The organism is Domibacillus indicus (assembly GCF_000970685.1).
GTDB classification, from domain to species: domain Bacteria; phylum Bacillota; class Bacilli; order Bacillales; family Domibacillaceae; genus Domibacillus; species Domibacillus indicus.
On record NZ_LAJB01000004.1, the window covers coordinates 1 to 24,489 of the forward strand.

A 24,489-nucleotide genomic window follows, 5' to 3' on the forward strand; every position below is an offset into this window, starting at 1 on the left:
AGAGCAGCCTTTGTTTTTTAAGTCGATATTTTTTGATTTGGGGCGGTTTCTAACGTATTTAGCCCGGTATATACTTTTTCCGCCCGGGACATGCAGTATAACGCCCTGAATTTTACTTTACCGCCCCAAAAAAGAAGGATTTGGTTTATAAAAACAGTTCAAGCCGGTAGGCAGCTTCCGATTCAGCCACATTTCCTGTTTGAATCGGAATTTGCTTTTTAAACAAGGGCCCGTCATACACAAACGTATGATATTCCCCGTTTTCTCCCATAGGACAGCAGTCCGTTTGAATGATATCGGCTGCAAAAGACGCATCCAGCTTCCGGCCGAGATAAGCTGGCGTAAGCCGATCTTTTCGCACCCGGATGATGCTCGCTTTATAACCGGTGTTTATAAATTCCTGAAGCATTTTAAATGCTTCAGCGGGAGCGGCGCGAAGAGGGAACACGGCTTTTAAGCGTGACGCGCCGGCCGTGTTTTCTCCCCATTCAAAGTGAGCATCTGTGTAAATATCGCCATAGGCAATGCCATCCAGCGAGAAAGACTTTTTCAGCATCTGCAAATCTTGAATAAAATCTTCTGTGTAATGATCGTACCGGCAGCGGATAAAGTGGACGGGAAGGCCAAGGGCTTTTCCCTGTGCTTCAATCAGCTCCATTTTCTCATCGTGCCCAAAGGTGCGCCCGGTTTCAAGCGGCGCTGTTGTAACGAGGCAGACAACATCCAACTGCTGTTTTTTCAGCTTGTGCAAAGCCATCATGCAGTCTTTTCCGCCGCTCCATGACAGGGCATAGCGTTCAGTCATATATTACTCTCCCGTGTTCGCTTCGTATTCTGTATCAATTTCTTCGCGCACCGCTTCATAGTCATTTTCGACCTTGGCCCGTTTCGTTTCATAATCTTCTTCAGCCATATCTCTGATTGTTTCATAATAATCTTCAAGTTCATCCCGGACGCCATCGTATACATCCGGGTCCAGGTCAAATTCGTTGTTTGCTTGAATAAGGGCATTGACAGATGTATTTTTATACTGAATCATCCGGTTGACAAATTTATTTTTTAAATTGATTAAATCAGTGACATCATTATTTTTTTGATTAATCGCATCTGTTGTATTAGAATTACGCCAATTTATCCATTCGACCATTGCATCGTTTGATTTTTCAAACTCGGCCCGAAGCTCCTGTTCATTTTTTGCTTCGATAAACTCACCGCCGGCAGCATCCGCAACAGCTCTTAATGAGGCTTCATCCCCATCTTCGATAGAGAAGCCAATCACATTGATAATGGCCTGGATATCTGACTCGGCCAGCTGTTTCGCTGTCTGGGCCGGGTTGCCATCGCATGTTTCTTTTCCATCGGAAACAACATAAATAACATTGGTGGCTTCCTTGCCGGCTGAAGCAGCAGTCAGTTTTTCACCGGCCTGGGCGAGAGCAGCTGAAATAGGAGTCCAGCCGCTTGCCTGCACAGGCTCAACTGCTTGATTAAATGAAGACTGATTGTATGTGCCCAGCGGATAAACCTCTTCAATGGCACTGCAGGATAATCCTTTATCAGAATCATCACCGGTTCCTTTGTGGCCATAAACCGATAAAGATACATTTGTTTTTTCGGGCAGATTGGCAGCAAATTCGTTAATTGCTTCTTTTGCAATCTCCATTCTGCTTTTGCCATCGATTTCCGCCTTCATAGATCCAGAAGCATCCAGGACGATGGCGACATTTACATTTTCTTTTACTTCACGGCCGTTTAATTTTATGTTGGAACCGGTATCCAGCTCTTCAAGTGTCAGCTTCTCCTGAGGTGTAAATTCATTAATGGGTGGCAGCTCAGGGTGAAATGTGTCAAATAGAAGCTTGCTGACAGCTGCCTGCCGCGATTCTTCACTAGTATCCGCTTCGTCAATTTTGCCGATTTGCTGAACAATGGATGTTTTGTCTTCCTCTGTTAGTTCATCATCTTCAATTTTTTCCCACCATTTCCCTTCAGCCGCCACTGCTTCTTCCAATGTAGCCGGATAAGCAAAAGTCAATTCTTCGTCCACTTCCCCGGCTGCCGGCTCGGAAGCGGCTGCTTGTTCTGCAGGTTCTGTTTCAGCCGTTTTTGTTTTTGCTTCTTCTGCACCGCATCCGGCCAAAAGAGCAGCTGAAAATAAAAGAAACCATCCGTTTTTCTTCAAGGTTTTTCCTCCTAAAATGTTTTCCTCATTTTAGCGGAAAAAGTAATGAAGATGTGTCGGATACTGTCGAAAAAACGGAAAATAACCATAAAGACCCGATTCTTAAAAGACTTTTGTTGTCCAGGACTCGCCATTCCACACATCTGTTACCACATCCTGGTAAAAATCCGGTTCGTGGGAAATAAGCAAAACACTGCCTTTGTATTCTTTCAGTGCCCGCTTTAATTCCTCTTTTGCATCGACATCCAGGTGGTTTGTCGGCTCATCAAGCACAAGAATATTCGATTCACGGTTAATCAGCTTGCAGAGACGGACTTTTGCTTTTTCACCGCCGCTCAGCACAGATACTTTGCTTTCAATGTGTTTGGTTGTCAGCCCGCATTTCGCCAGAGCCGCCCGAATTTCATACTGGGTAAAGGAAGGGAATTCTGTCCATAGCTCTTCAATGCAGGTATTGCCTGTATCTGTTTTCATTTCCTGCTGGAAATACCCAATTAATAAATTTTCTCCGCGTTCAACCGTACCGGAAACCGGTTTGATTTCACCGAGCAGGCTTTTGAGCAATGTTGTTTTCCCGATTCCATTTGCACCGGTAAGGGCGATTTTTTGGCCTCGTTCCATTCGCAGGTTCAATGGGCGGGACAGCGGTTCCCCGTAGCCAATCACCAGATCACGCGCTTCGAAAATCAGCTTGCTCGGAGTACGGCCTTCTTTAAAATGGAATTCCGGCTTCGGGCGTTCTGCTGCAAGTTCAATAACATCCATTTTATCCAGCTTTTTCTGGCGTGACATTGCCATATTGCGCGTTGAAACGCGCGCTTTATTGCGGGCAACAAAATCTTTCAGGTCAGAAATCTCCTGCTGCTGTTTTTTAAAGGCCGCTTCAAGCTGCTGCTTTTTCACTTCATATACCTTCATGAAGTCGTCATATGTTCCGGAATAACGGTTTAGTTCCTGGTTTTCCATATGGTAAATCAGGTTCACGACACTGTTTAAAAACGGGATATCATGAGAAATGAGGATAAAGGCATTTTCATATTCCTGCAGATAGCGCTTCAGCCATTCAATGTGCTGCTCATCCAGGTAGTTGGTCGGCTCATCCAGCAGCAAAATTTCCGGTTTTTCCAGCAGCAGCTTCGCTAAAAGCACTTTTGTCCGCTGGCCGCCGCTCAAATCATGAACGTCGCGGTCTAAGCCAATATCATCTAAGCCAAGGCCGCGTGCTGTTTCTTCAATTTTGGCATCGATAATATAAAAATCGTTATTGGTCAGCAAATCCTGCATCGTGCCGGTTTCCTCAAGCAGCTTTTCAAGCTCCTCCGGCGACACATCTCCCATTTTGCCAAACAGCTCGTTCATCTCTGTTTCGATATCGAATAAGTATTGAAAGGCTGTCCGGAGTACATCACGAATGGTCATGCCCTGCTTAAGCACCGCATGCTGGTCCAGATAGCCGACACGGACGTTTTTTGACCATTCCACTTTCCCTTCATCCGGCTGCAAAGTTCCGGTAATAATATTCATAAACGTTGACTTGCCTTCGCCGTTGGCGCCAACGAGCCCGATATGTTCACCTTTCAGCAGTCGGAAAGAGACATCATTAAAAATAGCACGGTCACCAAAGCCATGGCTCAGCCGGCTTACTGATAAAATACTCATGTAAATAAAACTCCTTGTCATTTTTGATCATTATATCATTTCCGTGAAAAAACGGGGCAAAACTGTTAAACAGGCAGTACTTCATTGTAGAATAAAAGCATGAGGAATTTCGGGAGGGATTTTTGGATGGAGCAAAAGCAGGAAATGAAGATCAGCGGAACAAGCCTTCAATGGGACAGAGAGGAAGGTGTATTTCAGTTTGAAGGAGCAGACGTGGTCCTTTTTTGGACGAAAACAGCTTTGAAAACCTTCATTGATACGATCGAAGAAGTAACAGGTGCTGAATCCGTCCGGGTCGTAATGGAAACAGCAGGGTACCGTACTGGAAAAATTGTCAGCAGTTTTTATAAAGAAAAAGGGGACGTGGAGAAAACACTGCAATTTTTACCGAATATTTATGCGGCGGCCGGCTGGGGAGCAACCGAATTCAAGAAGCTTTGCTTAAAAGAAAGGCGTGCGGTTTTATCCATCCGAAACGACTGGGAAAGCAAAGTTGTTCATGCACAGGGAAAGGAAAACGCCGGAACGTTTCTTGGCGGACACTGGGCAGGTGTATTCAGCGGGCTGCTCGATGAAACAATCTGGTACAAAATAACTGATTATTCACTGGCGGAACAAGGATCATACAAGGAAATTGAATTGTTCCCGTCACCTAAAACACCGTCAGAAAACGTCCGGGAGCATATTCAAACACGAGAGCAGCAAACGATCGTACAGCTGGAAGCAATGGTTGAACACCGGACACTCGAACTTCGGAAGCTCATCCGTGAATTATCGTCTCCGGTTATTCCGGTGCTTGATGGCATTCTTGTAACACCGGTAGTAGGACGGTTCGACCAGGAGCGGTCGGATGTTTTTACTGAAAAAGCACTGCAGGCAATTGTTGAGCATAAAGCAAGCATGCTTATTCTTGACGTAACAGGCATTCAAGCAATGGATAATTTAATTTTAAGTACGATTGAAAAAGTAACGCAATCCGTACAGTTAATCGGTGCTGTACCGCTGGTAGCCGGGATTTCTCCAGAGCTCGGCATGGAGATGGCTTCAAAAGGCATTTATTTGAATGATGTAAAGTACTTTGCCACTCTTAAGCATGCTGTTCACTATGCCATTGCACTGGATGGAATGCAAATTGTCAAAAGAAAAGGCGAATAAGTTTCTTTAGGTAATTTTAATTTGGTATGATAAAAGGAATAACGGGTATAGAAAAAATTTATTTGTTGCCCTGGGAGGTGAGAGGGAAAAGCAGCCAGTCTGTTTTTTCCGCATTTTGATAGCCGTTAATTTATTATTATTTGCTTTGCTTATTGTATTAACCGGCTTTTTCGTTGCAACGGAATTTGCCATTATTCGCGTGCGCCAGTCACGCATTAACCAGCTTGTTGAAGAAGGCAATAAACGGGCAATTGCTGCTCAAAGGGTCACATCCAACCTGGATGAATACTTATCCGCCTGCCAGCTTGGTATTACGATTACTGCGCTCGGCCTCGGGTGGCTGGGGGAGCCGACTGTTGAGGAAATTCTGCATCCCGTTTTTGAACATTTTGGACTGGCACCGTCTGTTTCAACTGTTTTATCATTTGCGATTGCGTTCTCGGTTGTTACGTTTCTGCATGTAGTAGTGGGTGAACTTGCTCCGAAGACAGTCGCCATTCAAAAAGCAGAGTGGGTTACACTGACCTTTTCACCGCTTATTGTTGTTTTTGATAAAATAATGTATCCGGTTATTAAAGCACTCAATGGTTCTGCACGGGGGCTCGTCGGACTTTTCGGCTTAAAGCCGGCGTCTGAGCATGAAATGGCCCACTCGGAGGAAGAACTGCGGATCATTTTATCCGAAAGCTTTAAAAGCGGCGAGATCAACCAGTCTGAATATAAATATGTTGATCGTATTTTTGAATTTGATGAGCGGGTTGCCAAGGAAATCATGGTGCCGCGGACAGATATGATTACATTATCAAAAGATTTAACATGGGATGAAATCACTTCAATTATTGAGATTGAAAAATATACACGCTATCCGGTCGACGACGGAGATAAAGATAACATTCTCGGCATGGTCAATATGAAAGAGCTGTTGTCTTATTACTTAAATAGCAGCAACGAACGAAACCGTCCGCTGGAAGAATTTGTGAAGCCGGTGATCCGGGTGATTGAAACGATTCCTATCCATGATTTGTTGCTGAAAATGCAAAAAGAGCGGATTCATATGGCTGTATTGATGGATGAATACGGCGGAACATCGGGTCTTGTAACCGTTGAAGATATTCTGGAAGAAATCGTTGGAGAAATCCGTGATGAATTTGACGCAGATGAAAAACCGGAAATTCAAAAACTCGGGGAAAAGCATTACCTGCTGAATGCCCGGCTGCTTATTTCCGAAGTAAATGACCTGCTTGGCACCGAATTATCAGATGATGAAGTTGATACACTCGGCGGCTGGGCACTGACAGAAAATATTGATGTGAAACTTGGCGACGCGATTGAACAGGACGGCTATGAATTTATTATCCGGGATGCAGAAGGCCATCATATTCACGCAATTGAAGTAAGAAAAGCAAAGCCAAAAGAAGAAATACCAGCTGAAGCTGATTAAGAAGGAGGGCCTGCGGCATAGCTGCAGGCTCTTTTTTATTCAAAGACTTGTTTCTGCCCGGGCAGATATTCATTTTTAACCAACAAAAAACCTGCGGCTGAACCGTTCAGCTGCAGGTTTTATTTTATCTATTAGTCTAATGTTTTTGAACCGATATAACGCTTGGTCCAATAAGAGTTCGATGTTTTGTCAATGGTTACACCTTTTGAAGAAGAGGCGTGGATAAACTGGTTGTTGCCAAGATAGATGCCTACGTGTGAAGCACCTTTCTTATATGTTGTAAAAAACATTAAATCGCCTGGCTCCATATTCGCTTTTGACACGGCTTTTCCTTTTTTGTACATTTCAGCAGCAGTGCGGGGAAGTGAATAACCCGTTTTCTTGTGTGCATATTGGATAAAACCCGAGCAGTCAAAGCCTGATGGTGTAGTGCCTCCAAATCTATAAGGGGTTCCAATATATTTTTTTGCTTCCTGGATTGTTGCGTCAGCCGAGTAAGCGGCTTCCGTTTTTTGTGCCGGCAAAAGCCCGCCGAACAGCATGAAACAAATACTAAAAATGATTAATAACCCTTTTTTCAATGTATTCCCTCCGGTCAAGTTTGCCGCCTCTAAACGGTTTTCTATGTATTTATTGTAAGCTGATGTAAATATATCAAAAAAACGAGTCTAGTGAGTTACGATTTCATGTAATTAATATTACAGTTTCATAACAAAACCGTCTGGAGACATTCCAGACGGTTTTTTAGCGTAAAGTTTCTAAGATTGCATCTCCATTTTCAGCAATGCGGATAATCGCATGAGTTTTTTCTTCCCATTGTGTTCCGGTATTCTCGGGAATAAAGAAATGCTCAATGCCAAGCGTCAGTGTTCCATACCGTCCCCTGCCTTTTATGGCTACTCCTTCGCCGCGGCCGGATGAAACAAATTCTTTCGCTTCATATACAGGTATTTGTGTTCCTCTGTATGAGACTGAATTTCCGGAAGGAGTTAGTACAACCTCTATTTTGCCTTCAGGAGGAGCAGACTTGCTGTTAAAGAAGCGGTCATTATACTCATTTTGGATTTCATACCCAAGCTGAACATAATCTCCCTGTATAAGAGACCTTGGATCAACCGGTGCCAGTTCCAGAGCCGCTATATCTCCTTTTTGAAGGAGCTGTTCTTTTTGCCAGGCCGCTGCCAGAACAAAAACCGACTGGGCCAGGATAACGGCCGCGAATAAACCGGCACTCCACTTTTTCACTGGAACAGGAGCGGTATGCTTTTGTCCCCAGATAAACCAGATACTAAAAAAGAGTCCGCTGAGCAGAAGAAAGGTAAGCGATTTGTGCAGCAGCAGCCAGGCGTATTCGTAATACTTCCAAATAAAGAAGCTGATAAAAGCAGCCCAAACCGGCCAGCGATAAAGCCTTGTCTGAAGAACCGGCTTAAACAAATGCCAACAAATATAAACAAGAAATACGATATGCAGCAGCAATGAATCCAGGCCTTTTTCTGTTAAGGAATAAAGCATAAAGATAAGAGAGAGCCAGAATGCGGCGAGGCCAACCGGCTGCCGCTGTAATGAAAGAAACACAGCCGCATTTCCAATCGAAGCCGTAAACAACACCCATGTACTAACAGAAAGTGAAACATCATTCTCAGCAAGCAAATGCAGAATACCATACAATAAAGCGGCATTTGCGGCTGCATAATACAAAATAGATTCTTTTTTTTGAAATAAAAACCCGGTGAGCAAAATAAACGGAACAGCGATGAAAAAAGCCGGCCATGTCTGCTCCCATTTTGAAACAACATACGAAAATGAATAAATGAGTCCGGTAATTTGCAGGGTCATTCGTACAACGAGCCAGGTCTCTTTTTTTACAGCAAGCCCCCCTCCAATACAAAGAACGGCCAGCACAAGAAAGCTGAGGGAAAAATTACCGCTGAAGCCAAACAGGATGCCTGTAAAAGAGCTAAGCGTAAAAATGGCGATCAGGGTGCCAATAAAAGCAAGAGCTCCGGTAAAAAAAGCAATCATGTACCGCTTCCATTTCCGGTCGCGGCCATCAGCTAAAGCGGCAATCTTCCGCAGGCCTAAAATACTGAAAGCGAACAAAAGCAGCAGCATAGGAAAGCCGGCATAAAAAATAAAGTCGCCTACTATTTGAAATGCTATATAAAAGACATTTGGCACGGCATATAATCCGAAAAAGAAAAGATGTATGCCAATCTCAAATGGATGACTTTTCTGCGTTTTCATAAACGCTGTCCAAAACACGATCATGAACGCGATATAGACGAGATGGAAAATGAGAAACACGGGCCAGAAATCGACGTTGCCGGCAAGCACCTCATAAAGCAGATGTGAATCCAGCAAATAAACAGCGCAAAACTGAATAATGGCCAGTGCGGCAAAAGAAAGCTTCTGCTCCTGCAGATTGCGCCAGAAAAAATAAAAGAATCCGTGCAGCACGATAGCGCCAGCGTAGATGAGAAGCTGTTCTCCGTCACTGTATGTTAAAAAAGTGCCCGTTGGGTAAAGCTTCAGCCAGAATGCCAGCTCAAACAGCAAAAATGACAGCCAGTAAAGCGGACGATAGCGGGTAAAAACAGCCAGTATTACCGCCGGAATGAGTGTAATAAGAAATAAAACATATGAATCCGCATGCGAATTATACATTTGCCCAACGAGGGCAGTTGCCACTGCAAATGCAATAACAGATAAAAAAAGCCACCAGTTGCTCAAGTAAGCGAAAGTATGGCTGCGCCGATAAAAAAAAGCAGCCGCCGCACAAAAAAGCAAAATGAACAGGCTCAGCACAATTTTTACCGGCCGTTCAAAGCCGGGCCAGTTTGATGCAAAAAAGTACACTGCTGCTGTGATAAAGAAAATAAGACCGAGCAAATAAGGAATATCTCCCCGCTTTTTCGTAATCATATAATCCCTCCCTTTTTCTTCCTTACTAGTATACTATTTTTTCAAAAAAGAAGAGAGCAGCATCAGGAAGTCCAGCATCCTGATTTAGAAAAAATACAGAAGGACAAGAAATTGAAAAAATGGATTTCGTTGTGCTGTCCTTTTCTTTTACAAGCTATGCGTAAGTGCCTGTCCTTTTTCTATATGCTATTCTGAAATAATTTTAGAGGGTATGGTATAATAAAAGGACTGTATCAGCAGGAAGGAATGGTTAAATGAGCAAAACAGTTGTACTTGCAGAAAAGCCGTCTGTTGCCCGCGATATTGCCCGCGTGCTGGGATGCAGCAAAAAAGGCAATGGATTTTTAGAAGGAAATCAATATATCGTCACCTGGGCTCTTGGCCACCTGGTTACTCATGCAGACCCGGAAGGCTATGGCGATCAATATAAAACCTGGAATATTGCCGACCTGCCGCTTATGCCGGAAAAATTAAAAACGGTTGTTATCCGCCAGACGAGCAAGCAGTTCCACGCAGTAAAGGCCCAGCTGAACCGCAAAGACGTATCGGCTATTGTCATTGCGACAGATGCGGGGCGTGAAGGAGAGCTGGTTGCCCGCTGGATTATCGACAAAGCCCATGCGAAAAAGCCGGTTAAGCGTTTATGGATTTCATCGGTTACGGACAAAGCGATTAAAGAAGGGTTTAAAAAGCTCCGCGATGGCCGCGAATATGAAAATCTGTACCGGTCTGCTGTTGCGCGTGCTGAGGCGGATTGGCTTGTCGGCATAAACGCTACACGCGCTTTGACAACAAAATACAATGCCCAGCTTTCATGCGGGCGCGTTCAAACACCAACGCTTGCTATTATTGCAAAGCGGGAAGAAGAAATTAAACACTTCCAGCCAAAAAGCTATTATGGCATTCAAGCATCCGCAGGCGGGATGAGGCTTTCCTGGCAGGATGCGAAAGGAAACAGCCGGACGTTTTCCAAAGAAAAACGGGATGAACTGTTAAAAGTGCTGGAAGGAGAAAAAGCGCTGATTACGGATGTGAAAAAAACAGCGAAAAAGTCATTTGCTCCCGAACTGTATGATTTAACGGAACTGCAGCGGGATGGGCATAAGCTGTTTGGCTACTCGGCCAAAGAAACATTAAATGCGATGCAAAATTTATATGAACGCCATAAGCTTGTTACTTACCCGCGGACAGATTCCCGCCATCTGCCGCAGGATATGGTTTCTACGTTGAAAGAGCGGGTGGAAGCAGTGGATGTGCGTCCGTATGCACCGTTTGCAGCGAAAGTCCTGCGCCGCGGGATTCAGCCAGGCAAGTCTGTCGTTAATGATGCGAAAGTAAGTGACCACCATGCCATTGTGCCAACAGAACAGCCGCCCATGCTTCAAGAGCTAAGCGATAAGGAACGGAAGATTTATGACTTGATCGTCAAACGGTTTTTAGCCGTTTTGCTGCCGCCGTATGAGTATGAGCAGACAACCGTGGAAGCAAAAATCGGCGGTGAAACCTTTACGGTAAAAGGCAATGTAGTGAAATCAGCCGGATGGAAAGAAGTGTACGGCCAGGATGAAGAAGCAGAGCCGTCGCTGCCGGATGTGGAAAAAGGCCAGCTGCTGCCTGTCAGCTCAATAAAGGCAACCGAAGGAGAAACATCGCCGCCGCCGTATTTCAATGAAGGAACACTTTTATCGGCGATGGAAAACCCGGCGAAATTTATGAGTGTAGACCAGGATGTGAAGCAAACGCTGACCGCTACAGGCGGGCTCGGAACCGTAGCGACACGGGCTGATATAATCGACAAGCTGTTTAATACATTTTTAATTGAAAAGCAGGGGCAGCATATCCGGGTGACATCAAAAGGACGGCAGCTGCTTGACCTTGTGCCGGAAGATTTGCAGACACCGTCATTAACCGGCGACTGGGAGCAAAAGCTGGATGCAATCGCCAGAGGAAAGCTGAAATTCGACACGTTTATGAAAGAAATTCGTTCATATGCAAAGGATATAACAAACGAAATTAAAAACAGCGATGCGAAGTTTAAGCATGATAATATTACCGGAAAGCAATGCCCGGAATGCGGCAAGTTATTGCTTGAGGTCAACGGCAAAAAGGGCAAAATGCATGTTTGCCAGGACCGTGAATGCGGCTATCGGAAGCAGATAGCCCGGGTAACAAATGCCCGCTGTCCGAACTGCCATAAGAAAATGGAAATGCGCGGAGAAGGAGACGGCCGCCTGTTTGTTTGCAAATGCGGCTATCGGGAAAAATTATCCGCTTTTGAAAAACGAAAGCAAAAAAGCGGAAAAGGCGCTGCCAATAAGCGGGATGTAAATCAGTACTTGAAAAAACAAAATCAGGATGAACCGATCAACACAGCCCTGGCAGATGCTCTGAAGAATCTAAAATTATAATCAAAACCGTTCCCGATTATTATTGGAAAATAATAATTGGGAACGGTTGTTTTTTTATAGAAAAGGTGTCTATAATTATTTGACAAAGAAATATCTTGTTTTAGAGGGAGGAACATTATGCCGATTAACATACCGCATCAGCTGCCGGCACGCGAGGTTTTAGAAAAAGAAAATATTTTCGTAATGGATACGGATCGTGCCAGAATGCAGGATATCCGCCCGCTCAATATTTTAATTTTGAACCTGATGCCGGAAAAAGAAAAAACAGAAGCTCATCTTTTGAGACTGCTTGGGAACACACCACTCCAGGTAAATGTTTCGTTTTTATATACAGCGACATACGAATCGAAAAATGTCAGCAAGTCACATCTTGAGCAATTTTATATTACACTCGAAGAAGCAAAAAGCCGCCGTTATGATGGCTTGATCATTACAGGCGCCCCGATTGAATTGATGGAATTTGAGGATGTTAATTACTGGGCGGAGCTGCGGGATATTATGAGCTGGGCGAAAACCAACGTAACGTCTACTCTTCATATTTGCTGGGGAGCGCAGGCGGCGCTTTACCATCATTACGGCATCGGAAAGTTTGAGCTTCCAAAAAAATGCTCGGGTGTTTTTAAGCATACGATTACTGATCCGACTGTAAAGCTGCTTCGCGGTTTCGATGATGAATTTTTCGCGCCGGTTTCCCGTTATACGGATGTAAGCAAGGAAGCCATTGAAGCGCACGAGGATTTGATGCTGCTTGCTTCTTCACCGGAAGCCGGTCCACTGCTCATGATGTCAAAAGATGCGCGGAACATTATGATTACCGGCCATCTTGAATATGATGCGACAACATTGGCGGAGGAATATGAGAGAGACTGTGCAAAAGGCGTGGAAATTGACCTGCCTGTAAACTATTTTCCTGAAAACAATCCTGCTAACCGTCCGCCAAACAAGTGGCGTTCACATGCGCATTTATTGTATTCCAACTGGCTCAATTACTATGTTTACCAGGAAACTCCATACGAGTGGAAATGAAAGGGAAAGACCGTCCATGTATAATGGACGGGTTTTTTATTTCTAGAAGATTCAATTTAACGGCGTGATTTTGCTGAAAAGCGGCGCGATTTTTTATGAGATGGCGCAATTCTTTCCTAATTGCGCCATTCTTCTTTAAATCGCGCCAAAGCTGGTAGAAATCACGCCGTTTTCACTTAAAATCGCGCTGCTCCAAAAAAGCTGCCCTAAAAACAGATAGACCAGACTTTCAGGACAGCTGTTATTTTTAATAAAACGATGCTCTTCTATCTTCAAAAACCGGGATGCGGCTGCGGATTTCATCGATAGCTTCAAAATCCACCTCGCCAATAAGCATTTCTTCATCTTCACCGGCTTCTGCGATTATCTCACCCCATGGGCCGATAATGAGAGAATGACCGGCAAACTGGTTATCCGGGTCCGCTCCTGAACGGTTGCAGGCAACAACATAGGCCTGGTTTTCAATCGCGCGGGCAATAAGCAGTGTACGCCAGTGATCAAGCCGGGCAAGCGGCCATTCCGCCGGTACAAACAGAACGCGCGCTCCGTTTAAGACCTGCTTTCGAAACCACTCCGGAAAGCGGAGATCGTAGCAAATAAAACCGGCCATTGTTTCGCCGGCAAGCTTAAACAAACCATCGCCATCACCGTCAATTAAGTATTTTTCTTCGTTCATCAGGCGGAACAAATGCAGCTTGCTGTATTCATGAACAATGGTGCCTTTCTTATCGGCAATGATCATCGTATTTTTAACGCCGCTGCCGGTATCATTGGCTACAGAGCCGCCAACAATATGCAGCCCGTATTTTTGTGCCGCTTCTGATAAAAATTGTTTTGCCCGTTCAGCGCCGCGATCCGCAATCTCATCAAGCCTCGTTAAATCATAGCCGGTTGTCCAGAGCTCCGGCAGCACGGCCAGTTCACAGCCGGCTTCACTTGCCTTTTTTAAAAAGCCTGCCGCCCGTTCATAGTTTGCTTCGGGATCGCCAAATTTTATATCCATTTGCAGGCATGCTATTTTCATGTTGTCATCTCCATACTCTTTTTCAAAAATTGTAACACGGTTGACAGCGAAAATGAAACGTGTCATAATCCTCTTTAACAAATAAACGGACAATTACATATATCTTATCAAGAGCAGGTGGAGGGACAAGCCCGATGATACCCGGCAACCGACCTATTTACAGGCACGGTGCTAATTCTTGCAGTGAAAGCTGAGAGATAAGAAGAGTAACAAAAACCTTTCTTCTTATTTCGTGAAGAAAGGTTTTTTTATTTTCTAAAAGGAGGCGCCGGCATGGCCGTTACTGAAAAAACAAACAAACTATTAAAAATTGAACAAGGCAATTTATATGCCACTATACAACCAAAGCAGGGAGAACGCATCATGATTATCGGCGGCTCCGAAATACTGACAGCCCGCTGCTCAGATGCAGGTGCAGCTGTACTGCCGGCTGTTTCGTTTTCCCAGGTGAAGCAGAATGAGTTTGATGTGGTCACGGCTCCGCTGTCCGTTCACTCTTATGCAGATGGAGCACAGTGGACTGCCAAAGCATACGAAGCACTGCGGGACGGAGGCTGGTTTGTGGCTGATTTTGCGGAGGCTGATTCTCTTCCATCTACTACCGATTATCCGTATGTGGAAACACTCGCGGGTTACTGGGAGCGGCTGAAGGCGTCCGGCTTCACCACCATTCTTTTTCAGCAGCTGTCAGCAGACTCACCGAAAGAAGCTGTCCTGAACGGCTGGACGGAGCTTATGTCATCGAAATACCCGGTCACCGTCAACCGGTTTATTGCGGTAAAATAGTCTGCCCATTTTCAAAACGGGTGCCCCCGTATTATGATGGAATCAACAACACTGAAAGGTAGGCACCCTGTGAATATTTTTTATCGGAAAACCAACTATACAAAAGAACAATTTTTTCACCAATATACCGTTTTATCGGCGAATGAAACACACCATGTATTCTTAGAAAGCGGCCGTGGCGGGCGCTACAGCTTCGCAGGCATCACACCCGCAGCCACAGCGCTTTCCAATGAAGAAGGGCTTTTATTTACGCAAGATGGCGTGGAAGAACAGATCAAAGGAAATCCAATTCATGCGCTAGTGTCTATTTTAAATAAAAGGCATATGCCGAAGCAGCCGGGACTGCCGGATTTCCAGGGTGGAGCGATTGGCTGGATCAGCTATGATTACGTTCGTTTTATTGAGGAGCTGCCGGATACAGCTGAAGACGATATGAAGCTGCCGGATGTGTGTTTTTTATTTTTTAATGAATGGGCGGCATTCGATCACGAGACAAATGAATTATATGTTATGAAAATCGCCGAGACAGATGAAGGATTAGATGAGCTGCTCAAGCGCTGGCAGGTGCCTGTTCAAACGATTCAGCATCCGGCAGGTGCAAAAGCAGATAAAACAGATGTGTCTTTTCCGGAGGATCAATTTAAAAGCGCTGTTGAGAAAATCCGCGAATATATTGCAGCCGGCGATGTATTTCAAGTGAACCTGTCTGTCCGGCGCGCTCAGCCGCTGACGGTGCCGCCGCTTTCGGTTTATGCTGCACTGCGGGAGCTGAACCCTTCTCCGTATATGGCGTATATCCAGACACCGGACTTTCAGGTTGTATCAGGATCACCGGAGCTTCTTATTAAAAAGAACGGACAGCGCCTTTCCACAAGACCAATTGCCGGTACGCGGTCCCGTGGAAAAGATGACACAGAGGATGAACGGCTTGCGGCAGAGCTGATCAATAATGAAAAAGAACGGGCGGAGCATGTTATGCTTGTAGATTTGGAGCGTAATGATCTCGGGCGTGTTTCCCGCTATGGTTCTGTTCATGTAGATGAATTTATGGTGATTGAAAAATATTCGCATGTTATGCATATCGTTTCAAACGTATGCGGCGAGCTTGCGGAAGGAAAAACGAACGCAGATGTGATTGATGCTGTTTTTCCAGGTGGAACGATTACCGGTGCTCCAAAGGTACGGACCATGGAAATTATTGAGGAGCTTGAGCCGGTTCGCCGCGGAATTTACACAGGCTCTATCGGCTGGATGAGCTACAATGGAGACATGGAACTCAATATTGTGATCCGCACGATGCTGAGTACAAAAGGATATGGCTACGTGCAGGCTGGGGCGGGCATTGTTATTGATTCAAAGCCGGAATATGAATACAAGGAGTCGCTAAAAAAAGCGGCTGCTATGTTAAAAGCGATGGAATTGGCGGAGGAAACCCGATGATTTTAATGATTGATAATTATGATTCATTCACATATAACCTTGTTCAATACCTTGGAGAATTAGGGGAAGAGCTGGTCGTCCGCCGGAATGATGAAGTGGCTGTTAAAGATATTGAAGCCATGCAGCCGGATTATGTTATGATCAGTCCCGGGCCCTGTACGCCAAATGAAGCCGGTATTAGTTTAGAAACAGTCGAAAAGCTGTCCGGCCGTATTCCGCTGTTTGGCGTCTGCCTGGGCCAGCAGTCAATTGCCCAGAGCTTTGGCGGCGAGGTGGTGCGCGCCGGCCGGCTGATGCATGGAAAAACGTCACCGGTTTTTCATGATGGAAGAACGATTTTTAAAGATCTGCCCAGCCCATTCCGGGCAACGCGCTATCACTCTTTAATTGTTAAAAAAGAAACGCTGCCTGACTGTTTTGAAATCTCTGCCTGGACCGAGGAGGGTGAAATTATGGCGATCCGCCATAAAGAACTGGCAGTTGAAGCTGTGCAGTTTCATCCAGAGTCAATTATGACGGAGTACGGAAAAGAAATGCTGCAAAACTTTATGGAAACATACAGAGGCGCGCCATGTATACGTACGTAAACGGGCAGATCATCCCGAACGATAAAGTGCGTATTTCGCCGTTTGACCACGGCTTCTTATATGGAGTGGGCGTTTTTGAAACGTTTCGCACCTATGAGGGAAAAGCTTTTTTGCTTGATGAGCATATAAACCGCTTAAACGAAAGCCTGCAGGAGCTGAATATTGAACTTGCGGTACCGCTCAGCGAGGCAGAATCCATTCTGGCACAATTATATAAAGCAAATGGATGGAAGAATGCTTATATTCGATTTAACGTGTCAGCCGGCGAAGGAGAAATTGGCCTGCAGACAGCATCCTACCGGAAACCGAACATGATCGTTTTTCAAAAGGAATTGCAGCCGGCCGGAGCCATGGCAGAGAAAAAAGGTGTCTGGCTTGAAACAAAACGCAACCGCCCTGAGGGAGACCGCCGGCTTAAATCCCATCATTATTTAAATAACATTTTTGGGAAACGCGAAGCGGGAAGTGATCCTTCGGTAGAAGGACTGTTCCTGACAGAAGACGGCTATGTAGCGGAAGGCGTTGTTTCCAATATATTTTGGATAAAGGAAAACACGCTGTATACGCCGTCTCTTCAAACAGGCATTTTAAACGGCATCACCCGGCAGTTTGTTATAAGCATTGCTTTAAAAGCAGGCCTGCGTGCAGAAGAGGGGCTTTATCCGGCAGGTGATCTTGAAAAGGCGGAAGAAGTATTTGTCACAAATTCGATTCAAGAAATTGTCCCGCTTCGGCTGGTCGGAAAAACCGCTTTTCCCGGCAGAGAAGGCAAAGTGGTGCAGCAGTTATTTACACATTATCGAGGAGCTGTTCGTCTGTGACAAGCAGCACTTTTTCTTTGGCAATTTCTTTATGATATTTTTCCGCCTCTGTTTCTGGCAGGCCAAAATCCACAAGTGCGTCCTTGACCGGCTTCTCACGTGTGAAAATAGATTTTACTTTTTCTTTTACAGAGGGGCCGGCCGTTTCGACATTTGCTTCCGTCCGTCTTTGAATCGTTAAAAAAACATCGGCATCTTTGGTGATGGCCGTCATTTTAGACGGATCATACCCCGCCACTTTTAAATCCTCGATTTTCCGGATAACATCAATTTCTCCATCAAACAATCCAAGAACATATTTCATCGCTGATCCTCCCGGCCGATTTTTTTTACTGTTCTTTTCCCTCTGTAATCTGTTCAAAAACCTCGTAGATAATCCTTGCTGCTTATCGATATAATAGAAAGCAAAGGAAGAAGAGGGGGGCAATCCATGACAATCGAATTGTGCAAAGTGCTGATTGTAGATGATGAACTTTTAATCAGACAGGGGATTAAGCATTATATCCAGTGGGAAGAGGAAGGCTTCGAGATTGTCGGCGAAGCGGCAAATGGACAAGAAGCGCTGTCAATGATTGAAGCTATGCATCCTCATATTGTAATGACAGACATTGTTATGCCTGTTATGGATGGAGAAGAACTGACAAAAATTATTCGGACGATCTACCCTGAAATACAGGTCATCATCTTAAGCAGCTTTGGAGAATTCGATTACGTAAGGTCCACCTTTCAGCAAGGAGTGACGGATTATATTTTAAAGCCTAAATTAGAAGGCACCTTGCTTTTGAAAGCGCTGCAAAACGCAGCCGCTAAAATTCCTTCTTTTCAGCTGGTTAAAACAAACCAGGCTGAAGAAATCTCAGCATTTGCTTATATAAAAAAATGGATGGCCGGTTATTGCGTGGAGACTGATAAAAAAGAAATACAAACAGCTTTTCCTTATCAAGCTTTTTTCATTTTGAATGCACAGTTTAAAAGGGGAATGGAGAAAAGCGGCGATTCAAAAGCAGCGGCACAGCAATACCTGCAGGAACATCTGCCTGATTCTCTCGTTTTTCTTATCCAATCCAGTGATAAAGAGGCGGGCTTTTTAATCAATATTGATTTCCTTCATGAAAAACATCTGTGGCTGTCAGCCGAGCAAATAGCCGCCAGACAGCCTGAATGGTCCTGGTCCGTCAGCCATCCATTTTTGGAAGTAAATCAAGTAAAGCATAGGTACGAGCAGCAAAGTGCTGCTTTAAAAAAATATTTTTTTTACTTTCCGGACCAGACTTTTTTTCACTCTGACTGGCTTCCGCCAATCGAACCAGATAAATCATTCTTTCAAATAACAGCATTTACGGACAAAATTAAACGCCTGCAGTGGGACGATGCCATTGAGAATCTGCTCATGCATGTGGATAAATTATCAAAGGATTACACAAGTGATATTCAAGAATTTAAGCGGTTTTTAAGCAATATTATTTTTAATGTCACCCTATTGGCAGGAGATTTAGGCTATGAAAATACAAAGTTTAATAAAGATAAGTATGGCTGCTTTGCGTCGATTGATAATGCAGATCGTGCAGATGAGGCGGTACGCCAATTAACAAATTTCTTAACAGATATGAAACAAACATTTCAGAGTCAGCCGGCCGGCAAACGGGACCCGGGCATCAAAAAAATAATGAACTATATAGATCTGCATTACAATCAGCCATTAACCCTGACAGAAGTGGCTAACCATTTTCATTTTAACCCCTCCTATTTCTCTACTTATTTCAGCACACACAGCCGTGAAGGGTTTAGCGAATATGTCACAAAAGTCCGGATTGAAAAAGCGGTCGACCTCCTTAAGCAAATGCATATTTCTGTTTCTGAAATAAGCGGAAAAGTCGGTTACACAGACCACAGTTATTTTTGCAAGGTTTTTAAAAAGATCAAAGGGATGTCACCCAGTACTTACCGGAAAAAATTTTTCTTATAAGAAAAGAGGAGGCCGATGGGGCGGATTTTAGAGAAATTTAATTACCATGGGTTATTTTTCAAAATGTTTTTAGTAATGGTGGCCAGTATTGTAGCCGTTTCTATTATCATTACCTACAGCACGATCCACATGTCGGAACGGCTCTTTCTTGACACTTTCAGCATTACAAATTCAAAAGTAATTCAGCAGGTTAAATCAAACTTTGAAACATTCAGCAATTCGGCTGCAGCAGCGGCAAACGAAGTCCAGCAAAGCGGCACGATTAAAAATTATTTATCAAAAGACGATACCACTTCTTTGGAAATGTCAAAAGATTATTATAATACTCATGTTCAAATGGACCGGGCTCATTTGAACGTAGATGATTACGAATTAAGTATTATGATTACTGGGATGAACGGAAGAAGTTTTTCAACAGACCGAAATTACTGGATGATTGATGAAGAAACGCTCGCTGCGCATGAAATCACCAGGAAAATGTATGCAGAGCCAAAAAAGCTGCTTTATCAATTAGAGCAGGAAAGTGCCTCTCCAATGATTGTCATTACAAAATCATTGATAGAACGGACAACAGACAGTATATACGGCGCTTTTTATCTTTCCATAAAAGAAAGCGAATTTAAAAAGTTTTATTCCAGCTTTACAAGTGAAGGGAATGACATTCTTGTGATAAATTCCAGCGGCCAGATTCTCTCAAGCAACCGGCCGGAAATGATTGGCAGCACATCGGCTTTTCTTTTAAAGCAGGCGGAAGCTCTTGAAGAACAGGACGGTTACAAGGAGATTGCCTGGATGGAGACCAATCAAATTATGCTTGCAGAGTATCTCCCTGCTCTTGATATGCATATTGTCAATTTAATTGATAAAGAAAGTGTGCTGGATAATCTTATTAATACCAAAACGATTGTATTCAGCAGCTTTGTCATTGTTCTCATTGCTGTCTCGATTGTTTTTCTTATATCCAGGCGCATGACAAAGTCTTTGTCCCGGCTTGTCAAACAGATTTCTTCTTTGCCAAAAAAGAATTTCGACCAGTATGTAACGGTTACCGGAAGCTACGAAACCAAACAGCTTGCCTATGCTTTCAATGATATGCTGGACGAGCTTCATAATTATGTGGAGGAGCTGGTGCAGACTCAAAAAAAGCAGCGGAATGCTGAGCTGGCTGCACTTCAAAGACAAATCAATCCTCACTTTCTTTATAACACGCTGACATCGGTAAAAATCATGGTGCAGCAGGGCCATAAAGAAAAAGCCGGAAACACAGTTAATGCCCTTATTTCCCTTTTGCAGCACGCGACAGGAAACGTGCACGAAACCATTACGATAGAGGAGGAAATTGAGAATTTAAAAAGCTACGTTTTTATTAACCAGGTCCGCTACGGTGAGCGGATTCAGGTAAGCTATTTTATTGCACCTGACTGCAGCAGTCTGCATGTTCCAAAATTAATTATCCAGCCTTTTATTGAGAATGCTTTTTTCCATGCCTTCAATCAAAAATCGGAAGGGTTTATTCATATTATTATATTAAAGGAAGAAGATACATTAATTTGTGAGATTATTGATAACGGCGATGGAATGCAGATAAAAAGCGGGCATTTTCTCCCTGACTCAAGGAGAAACCGCCAGTTATTCAGCGGAATCGGTGTGAGAAACGTACACGAGCGGATCAAGCTCTTATATGGAGAAAAATACGGAGTGCATATTTCAAGCAACCCGGGCGCAGGAACCCACATCCGGTTAGTCCTGCCAGTTATAAGATCTGGGAATAATTCAAAAATATAAAGAAAGTACAAATATTTATCGAGAAATTGACAACCTTCTGAAGATAGTAATACTTTTTGTAAAGATCGTCCTAACGGTCTTTTTTTTCATGGTGATAAGATAAAACTGTAAATAAAAGCGCTTACAAAAAAGGAGGAGAAGTAAGTGAAAAAGGTATTGATGCTTTGTCTTTCCGCTGTTTTGTTTTTATCTGCCTGCTCATCATCGGATTCGGACTCATCTACTAGCGACGCAGGAGCAGACAGCAATAAAGTGACCATTTGGGCATGGGATCCAAACTTTAATATTGCCGCTTTGAATATGGCCAAAGAAATATACGAGAAGGAAAACCCGGATGTAGAAATTGAAATTATTGAAAATGCCCAGGCGGATATTGTCCAAAAGCTGAACACAGGACTCAGCTCCGGCACCTCAAAAGGGCTCCCGTCCATCGTCCTGATTGAAGACTACCGGGCCCAAAGCTTCCTTCAGGCTTATCCGGATGCATTTTATGAAATGTCAGGTGCATTTAATAAGGATGACTTTGCTGAATATAAAATTGCACCAACAAGTGTAGATGGAAAGCAGTACGGTCTTCCGTTTGATTCGGGGGTAACGGGCCTTTATGTGCGGACGGATTATTTAAAAGAAGCGGGATATACACTGGATGATTTACAGGGGCTCGACTGGCAGCAATATATTGAAATTGGGAAGAAAGTAAAGGAAGCCACTGGAAAAGACATGATTACCCTGGACCCGAACGACCTGGGTCTTATTCGGCTCATGATTCAAACAGCAGGCTCATGGTACTTGGAGGAGGATGGTGTAACACCATCGCTGGCAGGCAACGAAGCATTAAAAGAAGCGTTTGAAATATACAAAGGCATGATGGATGCAAATATTGTCAAGCCAAATTCTGACTGGAGCCAGTTTGTTGCGAATTTTAATAATGGAGATATCGCTTCTGTTCCGACCGGAAACTGGATTACTCCTTCTGTGAAAGCGGAAGCGTCACAATCAGGCAAATGGGCGGTCGCACCAATTCCTAAGCTGTCAGTGGAGGGAGCCGTAAATGCTTCGAATTTAGGCGGAAGTTCATGGTATGTATTAAATGGTGACAGTGCGGAGCAGGCAGCAGATTTTCTGGGTAAAACATTCGGGTCAAACAAGGAATTTTATCAGCAGCTTGTCACGGAAATTGGCGCTATCGGTACGTATAAACCGGCTGCCGGCGGAGAGGCCTATGGAAAAGAGGATGAGTTTTTTGGAGGACAAAAGATTATCTCTGATTTTGCCGGCTGGACGGAAGAGATCACCGGTTTAAACTATGGAATGCACACATACGCCATTGAAGATATTTTGATTGTTGAAATGCAGAACTATTTAAATGGCAAAAGCATTGATGATGTTCTGAGTGATGCCCAGGCACAGGCAGAAGCACAGTTAAAATAACACCGGGGAAAAACATCCCTGCCTATTGCGAAAATGCTGCAGGGGTGTTTTTCTTTTCAAAAAAGCGAGGGGTGAGAAGAATGAACAGCAAAACAAAAGGTACGATGGCCGGATCGTCTTTATTTCCGGGAAAGCTTTCGATAAACAGCCGGACAAAAAGTACATTCATCGGCTGGTCGTTTGTCATAACGGCCGTTATCATGATATGCACCTTTTATTTTTATCCAATGATCCAGGCACTTATATTGTCTTTTCAGTCCGGAACCGGGACGAATTTAACCTTTGTGGGGTTTAATAACTATACAAGGCTGCTATCGGACAGCACATTTATAACCGCTGTAAAAAACACATTTATTTATTTGATTGTCCAGGTTCCTATTATGATTATCCTTGCGCTTTTTTTGTCTGTTCTCTTAAATGACCGCACCTTGAAATGGAAGGGGATTTACCGGACGGCCATTTTTCTGCCGGCAGTCACCTCTCTTGTTGCGTATTCGGTTATTTTTAAATATTTATTCTCAAATGATGGCCTAGTAAACACAATGCTGCTGAAATTTTCCATTGTGCCGGAAGCAGTCAACTGGCTGACCGATCCTTTTTGGGCAAAAATTACGATTATTATTGCCATAACCTGGCGGTGGACCGGCTACAACATGATTTTTTATTTATCCGCTCTCCAAAATGTCGACCAGGCTATTTATGAAGCAGCAAAAATAGATGGCGCTTCGGCTGTACAGCAATTTTTTAAAATTACGATTCCCATGCTGAAGCCCATCATCTTATTTACCTCTATTACATCGACAATCGGTACACTGCAGCTGTTTGACGAGATTATGAATATTACAAAAGGCGGCCCGGGAAACGCGACAACGTCCATTTCACAGTATATTTATAACTTGTCATTTAAATATACGCCGGACTTCGGCTACGCAGCGACTGTTTCGTACTTTATTGTTATTTTGATTGTTGTTTTTTCCATTATCCAATTTAAAGCAGCAGGTGATCGGAATGGTTAAACTAAAAAGAATAGCCGTTTATGTTTTTTTAACAGCAGCCGCTCTTGTTTCCGTTTTTCCTATTGTGTGGATGGTTGTCAGCGCAACAAATCAATCAGTGGAGGTAACGAAAGGAAGGCTTATCCCGGGAGCGTATGCGGCTGAGAATTTTTCGAATTTAATTCAAACGATTGATTTAGTGCCGGCTCTTATAAACTCGATGAAAGTCTCCATTTCTACAACCGTTTTGTCATTGCTGATTGCATCCCTGGCAGGGTACGGATTTGAAATATATAAAAGCCGGGCAAAGAACATTGTATTCAATATTCTGCTTCTATCCATGATGATTCCATTTGCTTCTCTAATGGTGCCGCTTTACCGGATGTTTGGTTCCATCTCGCAAACCATTCCGGCCATTGGGATTGACACGCTGACATCAGCCGTTCTTCCTACAGTCACCACAGCTTTTTTAATCTTTTTCTTTCGGCAAAGCACTAAAATGTTTCCAAAAGAACTGGTAGAAGCGGGACGAATAGACGGATTAAGCGAAATTGGCGTGTTTTTCAGAATTTATGTTCCAACAATGAAAACGACCTATGCGGCAGCAGCCATTATTACCTTTATGGCAAGCTGGAACAATTATTTATGGCCGCTTGTTGTCCTGCAGTCGCCGGAGAAAATGACCATTCCTCTTCTTATTTCAAATTTAGGATCAAGCTATTCGCCGGATTACGGCATTATTATGATGGCAATTGTGATTGCCACCTTTCCGACCGCTCTCGTATTCTTTTTAATGCAAAAATATTTTGTGGCAGGTATGATGGGATCAGTAAAATAATATTCAGATAGGAGTACGAT

Annotated in this window: 20 protein-coding genes and 1 riboswitch; of the genes, 13 read left to right on the forward strand and 7 right to left on the reverse strand. The window is 43.9% G+C overall.

Going from position 1 to position 24,489, the window contains the following annotated elements:
* Positions 1 to 145: 145 nt before the first annotated feature.
* From VP98_RS07210 to VP98_RS07220, 3 genes are all read right to left on the reverse strand, one after another.
* Complete coding sequence (locus VP98_RS07210; RefSeq protein WP_046174714.1) at positions 146 to 805, reverse strand: Dph6-related ATP pyrophosphatase; 660 nt, start codon at positions 803 to 805, stop codon at positions 146 to 148.
* 3 nt (positions 806 to 808) lie between these two features.
* Positions 809 to 2,182 (reverse strand): vWA domain-containing protein, encoded by a 1,374-nt coding sequence (locus tag VP98_RS18275; RefSeq protein WP_052712176.1) that lies wholly within the window; start codon positions 2,180 to 2,182, stop codon positions 809 to 811.
* Between the two features lie 102 nt (positions 2,183 to 2,284).
* A complete protein-coding gene (locus tag VP98_RS07220) occupies positions 2,285 to 3,841 on the reverse strand; it encodes an ABC-F family ATP-binding cassette domain-containing protein (RefSeq protein WP_046174715.1) in 1,557 nt (518 codons plus the stop codon).
* Between the two features lie 126 nt (positions 3,842 to 3,967).
* Between VP98_RS07220 and VP98_RS07225 the strand changes: the two genes are divergently transcribed.
* A complete protein-coding gene (locus VP98_RS07225; RefSeq protein ID WP_046174716.1) occupies positions 3,968 to 4,996 on the forward strand; it encodes an STAS domain-containing protein in 1,029 nt (342 codons plus the stop codon).
* Between the two features lie 115 nt (positions 4,997 to 5,111).
* Positions 5,112 to 6,437 (forward strand): hemolysin family protein, encoded by a 1,326-nt coding sequence (locus tag VP98_RS07230; RefSeq protein ID WP_046174717.1) that lies wholly within the window; start codon positions 5,112 to 5,114, stop codon positions 6,435 to 6,437.
* Between the two features lie 131 nt (positions 6,438 to 6,568).
* Here VP98_RS07230 and VP98_RS07235 read toward each other — a convergent pair whose 3' ends face one another.
* Together VP98_RS07235 and VP98_RS07240 are read right to left on the reverse strand one after the other, a co-directional pair.
* Positions 6,569 to 7,018 carry a C40 family peptidase gene (locus VP98_RS07235; RefSeq protein ID WP_046174718.1) on the reverse strand — a complete coding sequence of 150 codons (450 nt, stop codon included), beginning with the start codon at positions 7,016 to 7,018 and terminating at the stop codon, positions 6,569 to 6,571.
* Positions 7,019 to 7,181: 163 nt separating this feature from the next.
* The gene (locus tag VP98_RS07240; protein WP_046174719.1) at positions 7,182 to 9,362 is read right to left on the reverse strand and encodes a GDYXXLXY domain-containing protein; all 2,181 of its coding nucleotides are present in this window, start codon (positions 9,360 to 9,362) and stop codon (positions 7,182 to 7,184) included.
* Positions 9,363 to 9,616: 254 nt separating this feature from the next.
* On the opposite strand from VP98_RS07240, the gene VP98_RS07245 reads away from it, so the two are divergent.
* Positions 9,617 to 11,770 (forward strand): DNA topoisomerase III, encoded by a 2,154-nt coding sequence (locus tag VP98_RS07245; protein WP_046174720.1) that lies wholly within the window; start codon positions 9,617 to 9,619, stop codon positions 11,768 to 11,770.
* A 117-nt stretch (positions 11,771 to 11,887) separates the two neighbouring features.
* Positions 11,888 to 12,796 carry a homoserine O-acetyltransferase MetA gene (metA, locus tag VP98_RS07250; protein WP_046174721.1) on the forward strand — a complete coding sequence of 303 codons (909 nt, stop codon included), beginning with the start codon at positions 11,888 to 11,890 and terminating at the stop codon, positions 12,794 to 12,796.
* 247 nt (positions 12,797 to 13,043) lie between these two features.
* Here metA and VP98_RS07255 read toward each other — a convergent pair whose 3' ends face one another.
* A complete protein-coding gene (locus VP98_RS07255; RefSeq protein ID WP_046174814.1) occupies positions 13,044 to 13,820 on the reverse strand; it encodes a carbon-nitrogen family hydrolase in 777 nt (258 codons plus the stop codon).
* Positions 13,821 to 13,921: 101 nt separating this feature from the next.
* A riboswitch (SAM riboswitch) is annotated at positions 13,922 to 14,024 on the forward strand.
* 69 nt (positions 14,025 to 14,093) lie between these two features.
* Here VP98_RS07255 and VP98_RS07260 point away from each other — a divergent pair.
* From VP98_RS07260 to pabC, 4 genes are read left to right on the forward strand one after another with little or no spacing between them, the layout of a single operon-like run.
* A complete protein-coding gene (locus VP98_RS07260) occupies positions 14,094 to 14,606 on the forward strand; it encodes a class I SAM-dependent methyltransferase (protein ID WP_046174722.1) in 513 nt (170 codons plus the stop codon).
* Between the two features lie 36 nt (positions 14,607 to 14,642).
* Entirely contained in the window at positions 14,643 to 16,046 is a 1,404-nt protein-coding gene (gene pabB, locus VP98_RS07265; RefSeq protein ID WP_082087887.1) for an aminodeoxychorismate synthase component I, read from the forward strand.
* Entirely contained in the window at positions 16,043 to 16,633 is a 591-nt protein-coding gene (gene pabA, locus VP98_RS07270) for an aminodeoxychorismate/anthranilate synthase component II (RefSeq protein WP_046174724.1), read from the forward strand. Before pabB ends, pabA begins: the two co-directional genes overlap by 4 nt.
* Positions 16,618 to 17,454 (forward strand): aminodeoxychorismate lyase, encoded by an 837-nt coding sequence (gene pabC / locus VP98_RS07275; RefSeq protein ID WP_046174725.1) that lies wholly within the window; start codon positions 16,618 to 16,620, stop codon positions 17,452 to 17,454. The genes pabA and pabC overlap by 16 nt, the downstream gene beginning before the upstream one ends.
* Here the strand turns inward: pabC and VP98_RS07280 are convergent.
* Positions 17,423 to 17,758 (reverse strand): general stress protein, encoded by a 336-nt coding sequence (locus VP98_RS07280; protein ID WP_046174726.1) that lies wholly within the window; start codon positions 17,756 to 17,758, stop codon positions 17,423 to 17,425. The two genes, pabC and VP98_RS07280, sit on opposite strands and share 32 nt — an antisense overlap.
* A gap of 126 nt (positions 17,759 to 17,884) precedes the next feature.
* On the opposite strand from VP98_RS07280, the gene VP98_RS07285 reads away from it, so the two are divergent.
* From VP98_RS07285 to VP98_RS07305, 5 genes are all read left to right on the forward strand, one after another.
* Positions 17,885 to 19,420: a response regulator transcription factor gene (locus VP98_RS07285; RefSeq protein ID WP_046174727.1), complete on the forward strand. Its 1,536-nt coding sequence runs from the start codon at positions 17,885 to 17,887 to the stop codon at positions 19,418 to 19,420.
* Positions 19,421 to 19,435: 15 nt separating this feature from the next.
* Entirely contained in the window at positions 19,436 to 21,205 is a 1,770-nt protein-coding gene (locus VP98_RS07290; RefSeq protein WP_046174728.1) for a sensor histidine kinase, read from the forward strand.
* Between the two features lie 144 nt (positions 21,206 to 21,349).
* A complete protein-coding gene (locus VP98_RS07295; RefSeq protein WP_046174729.1) occupies positions 21,350 to 22,636 on the forward strand; it encodes an ABC transporter substrate-binding protein in 1,287 nt (428 codons plus the stop codon).
* A gap of 200 nt (positions 22,637 to 22,836) precedes the next feature.
* Positions 22,837 to 23,652 carry a carbohydrate ABC transporter permease gene (locus VP98_RS07300; protein ID WP_407919209.1) on the forward strand — a complete coding sequence of 272 codons (816 nt, stop codon included), beginning with the start codon at positions 22,837 to 22,839 and terminating at the stop codon, positions 23,650 to 23,652.
* The gene (locus VP98_RS07305; RefSeq protein ID WP_046174730.1) at positions 23,645 to 24,469 is read left to right on the forward strand and encodes a carbohydrate ABC transporter permease; all 825 of its coding nucleotides are present in this window, start codon (positions 23,645 to 23,647) and stop codon (positions 24,467 to 24,469) included. The genes VP98_RS07300 and VP98_RS07305 overlap by 8 nt, the downstream gene beginning before the upstream one ends.
* Positions 24,470 to 24,489 lie beyond the last annotated feature (20 nt).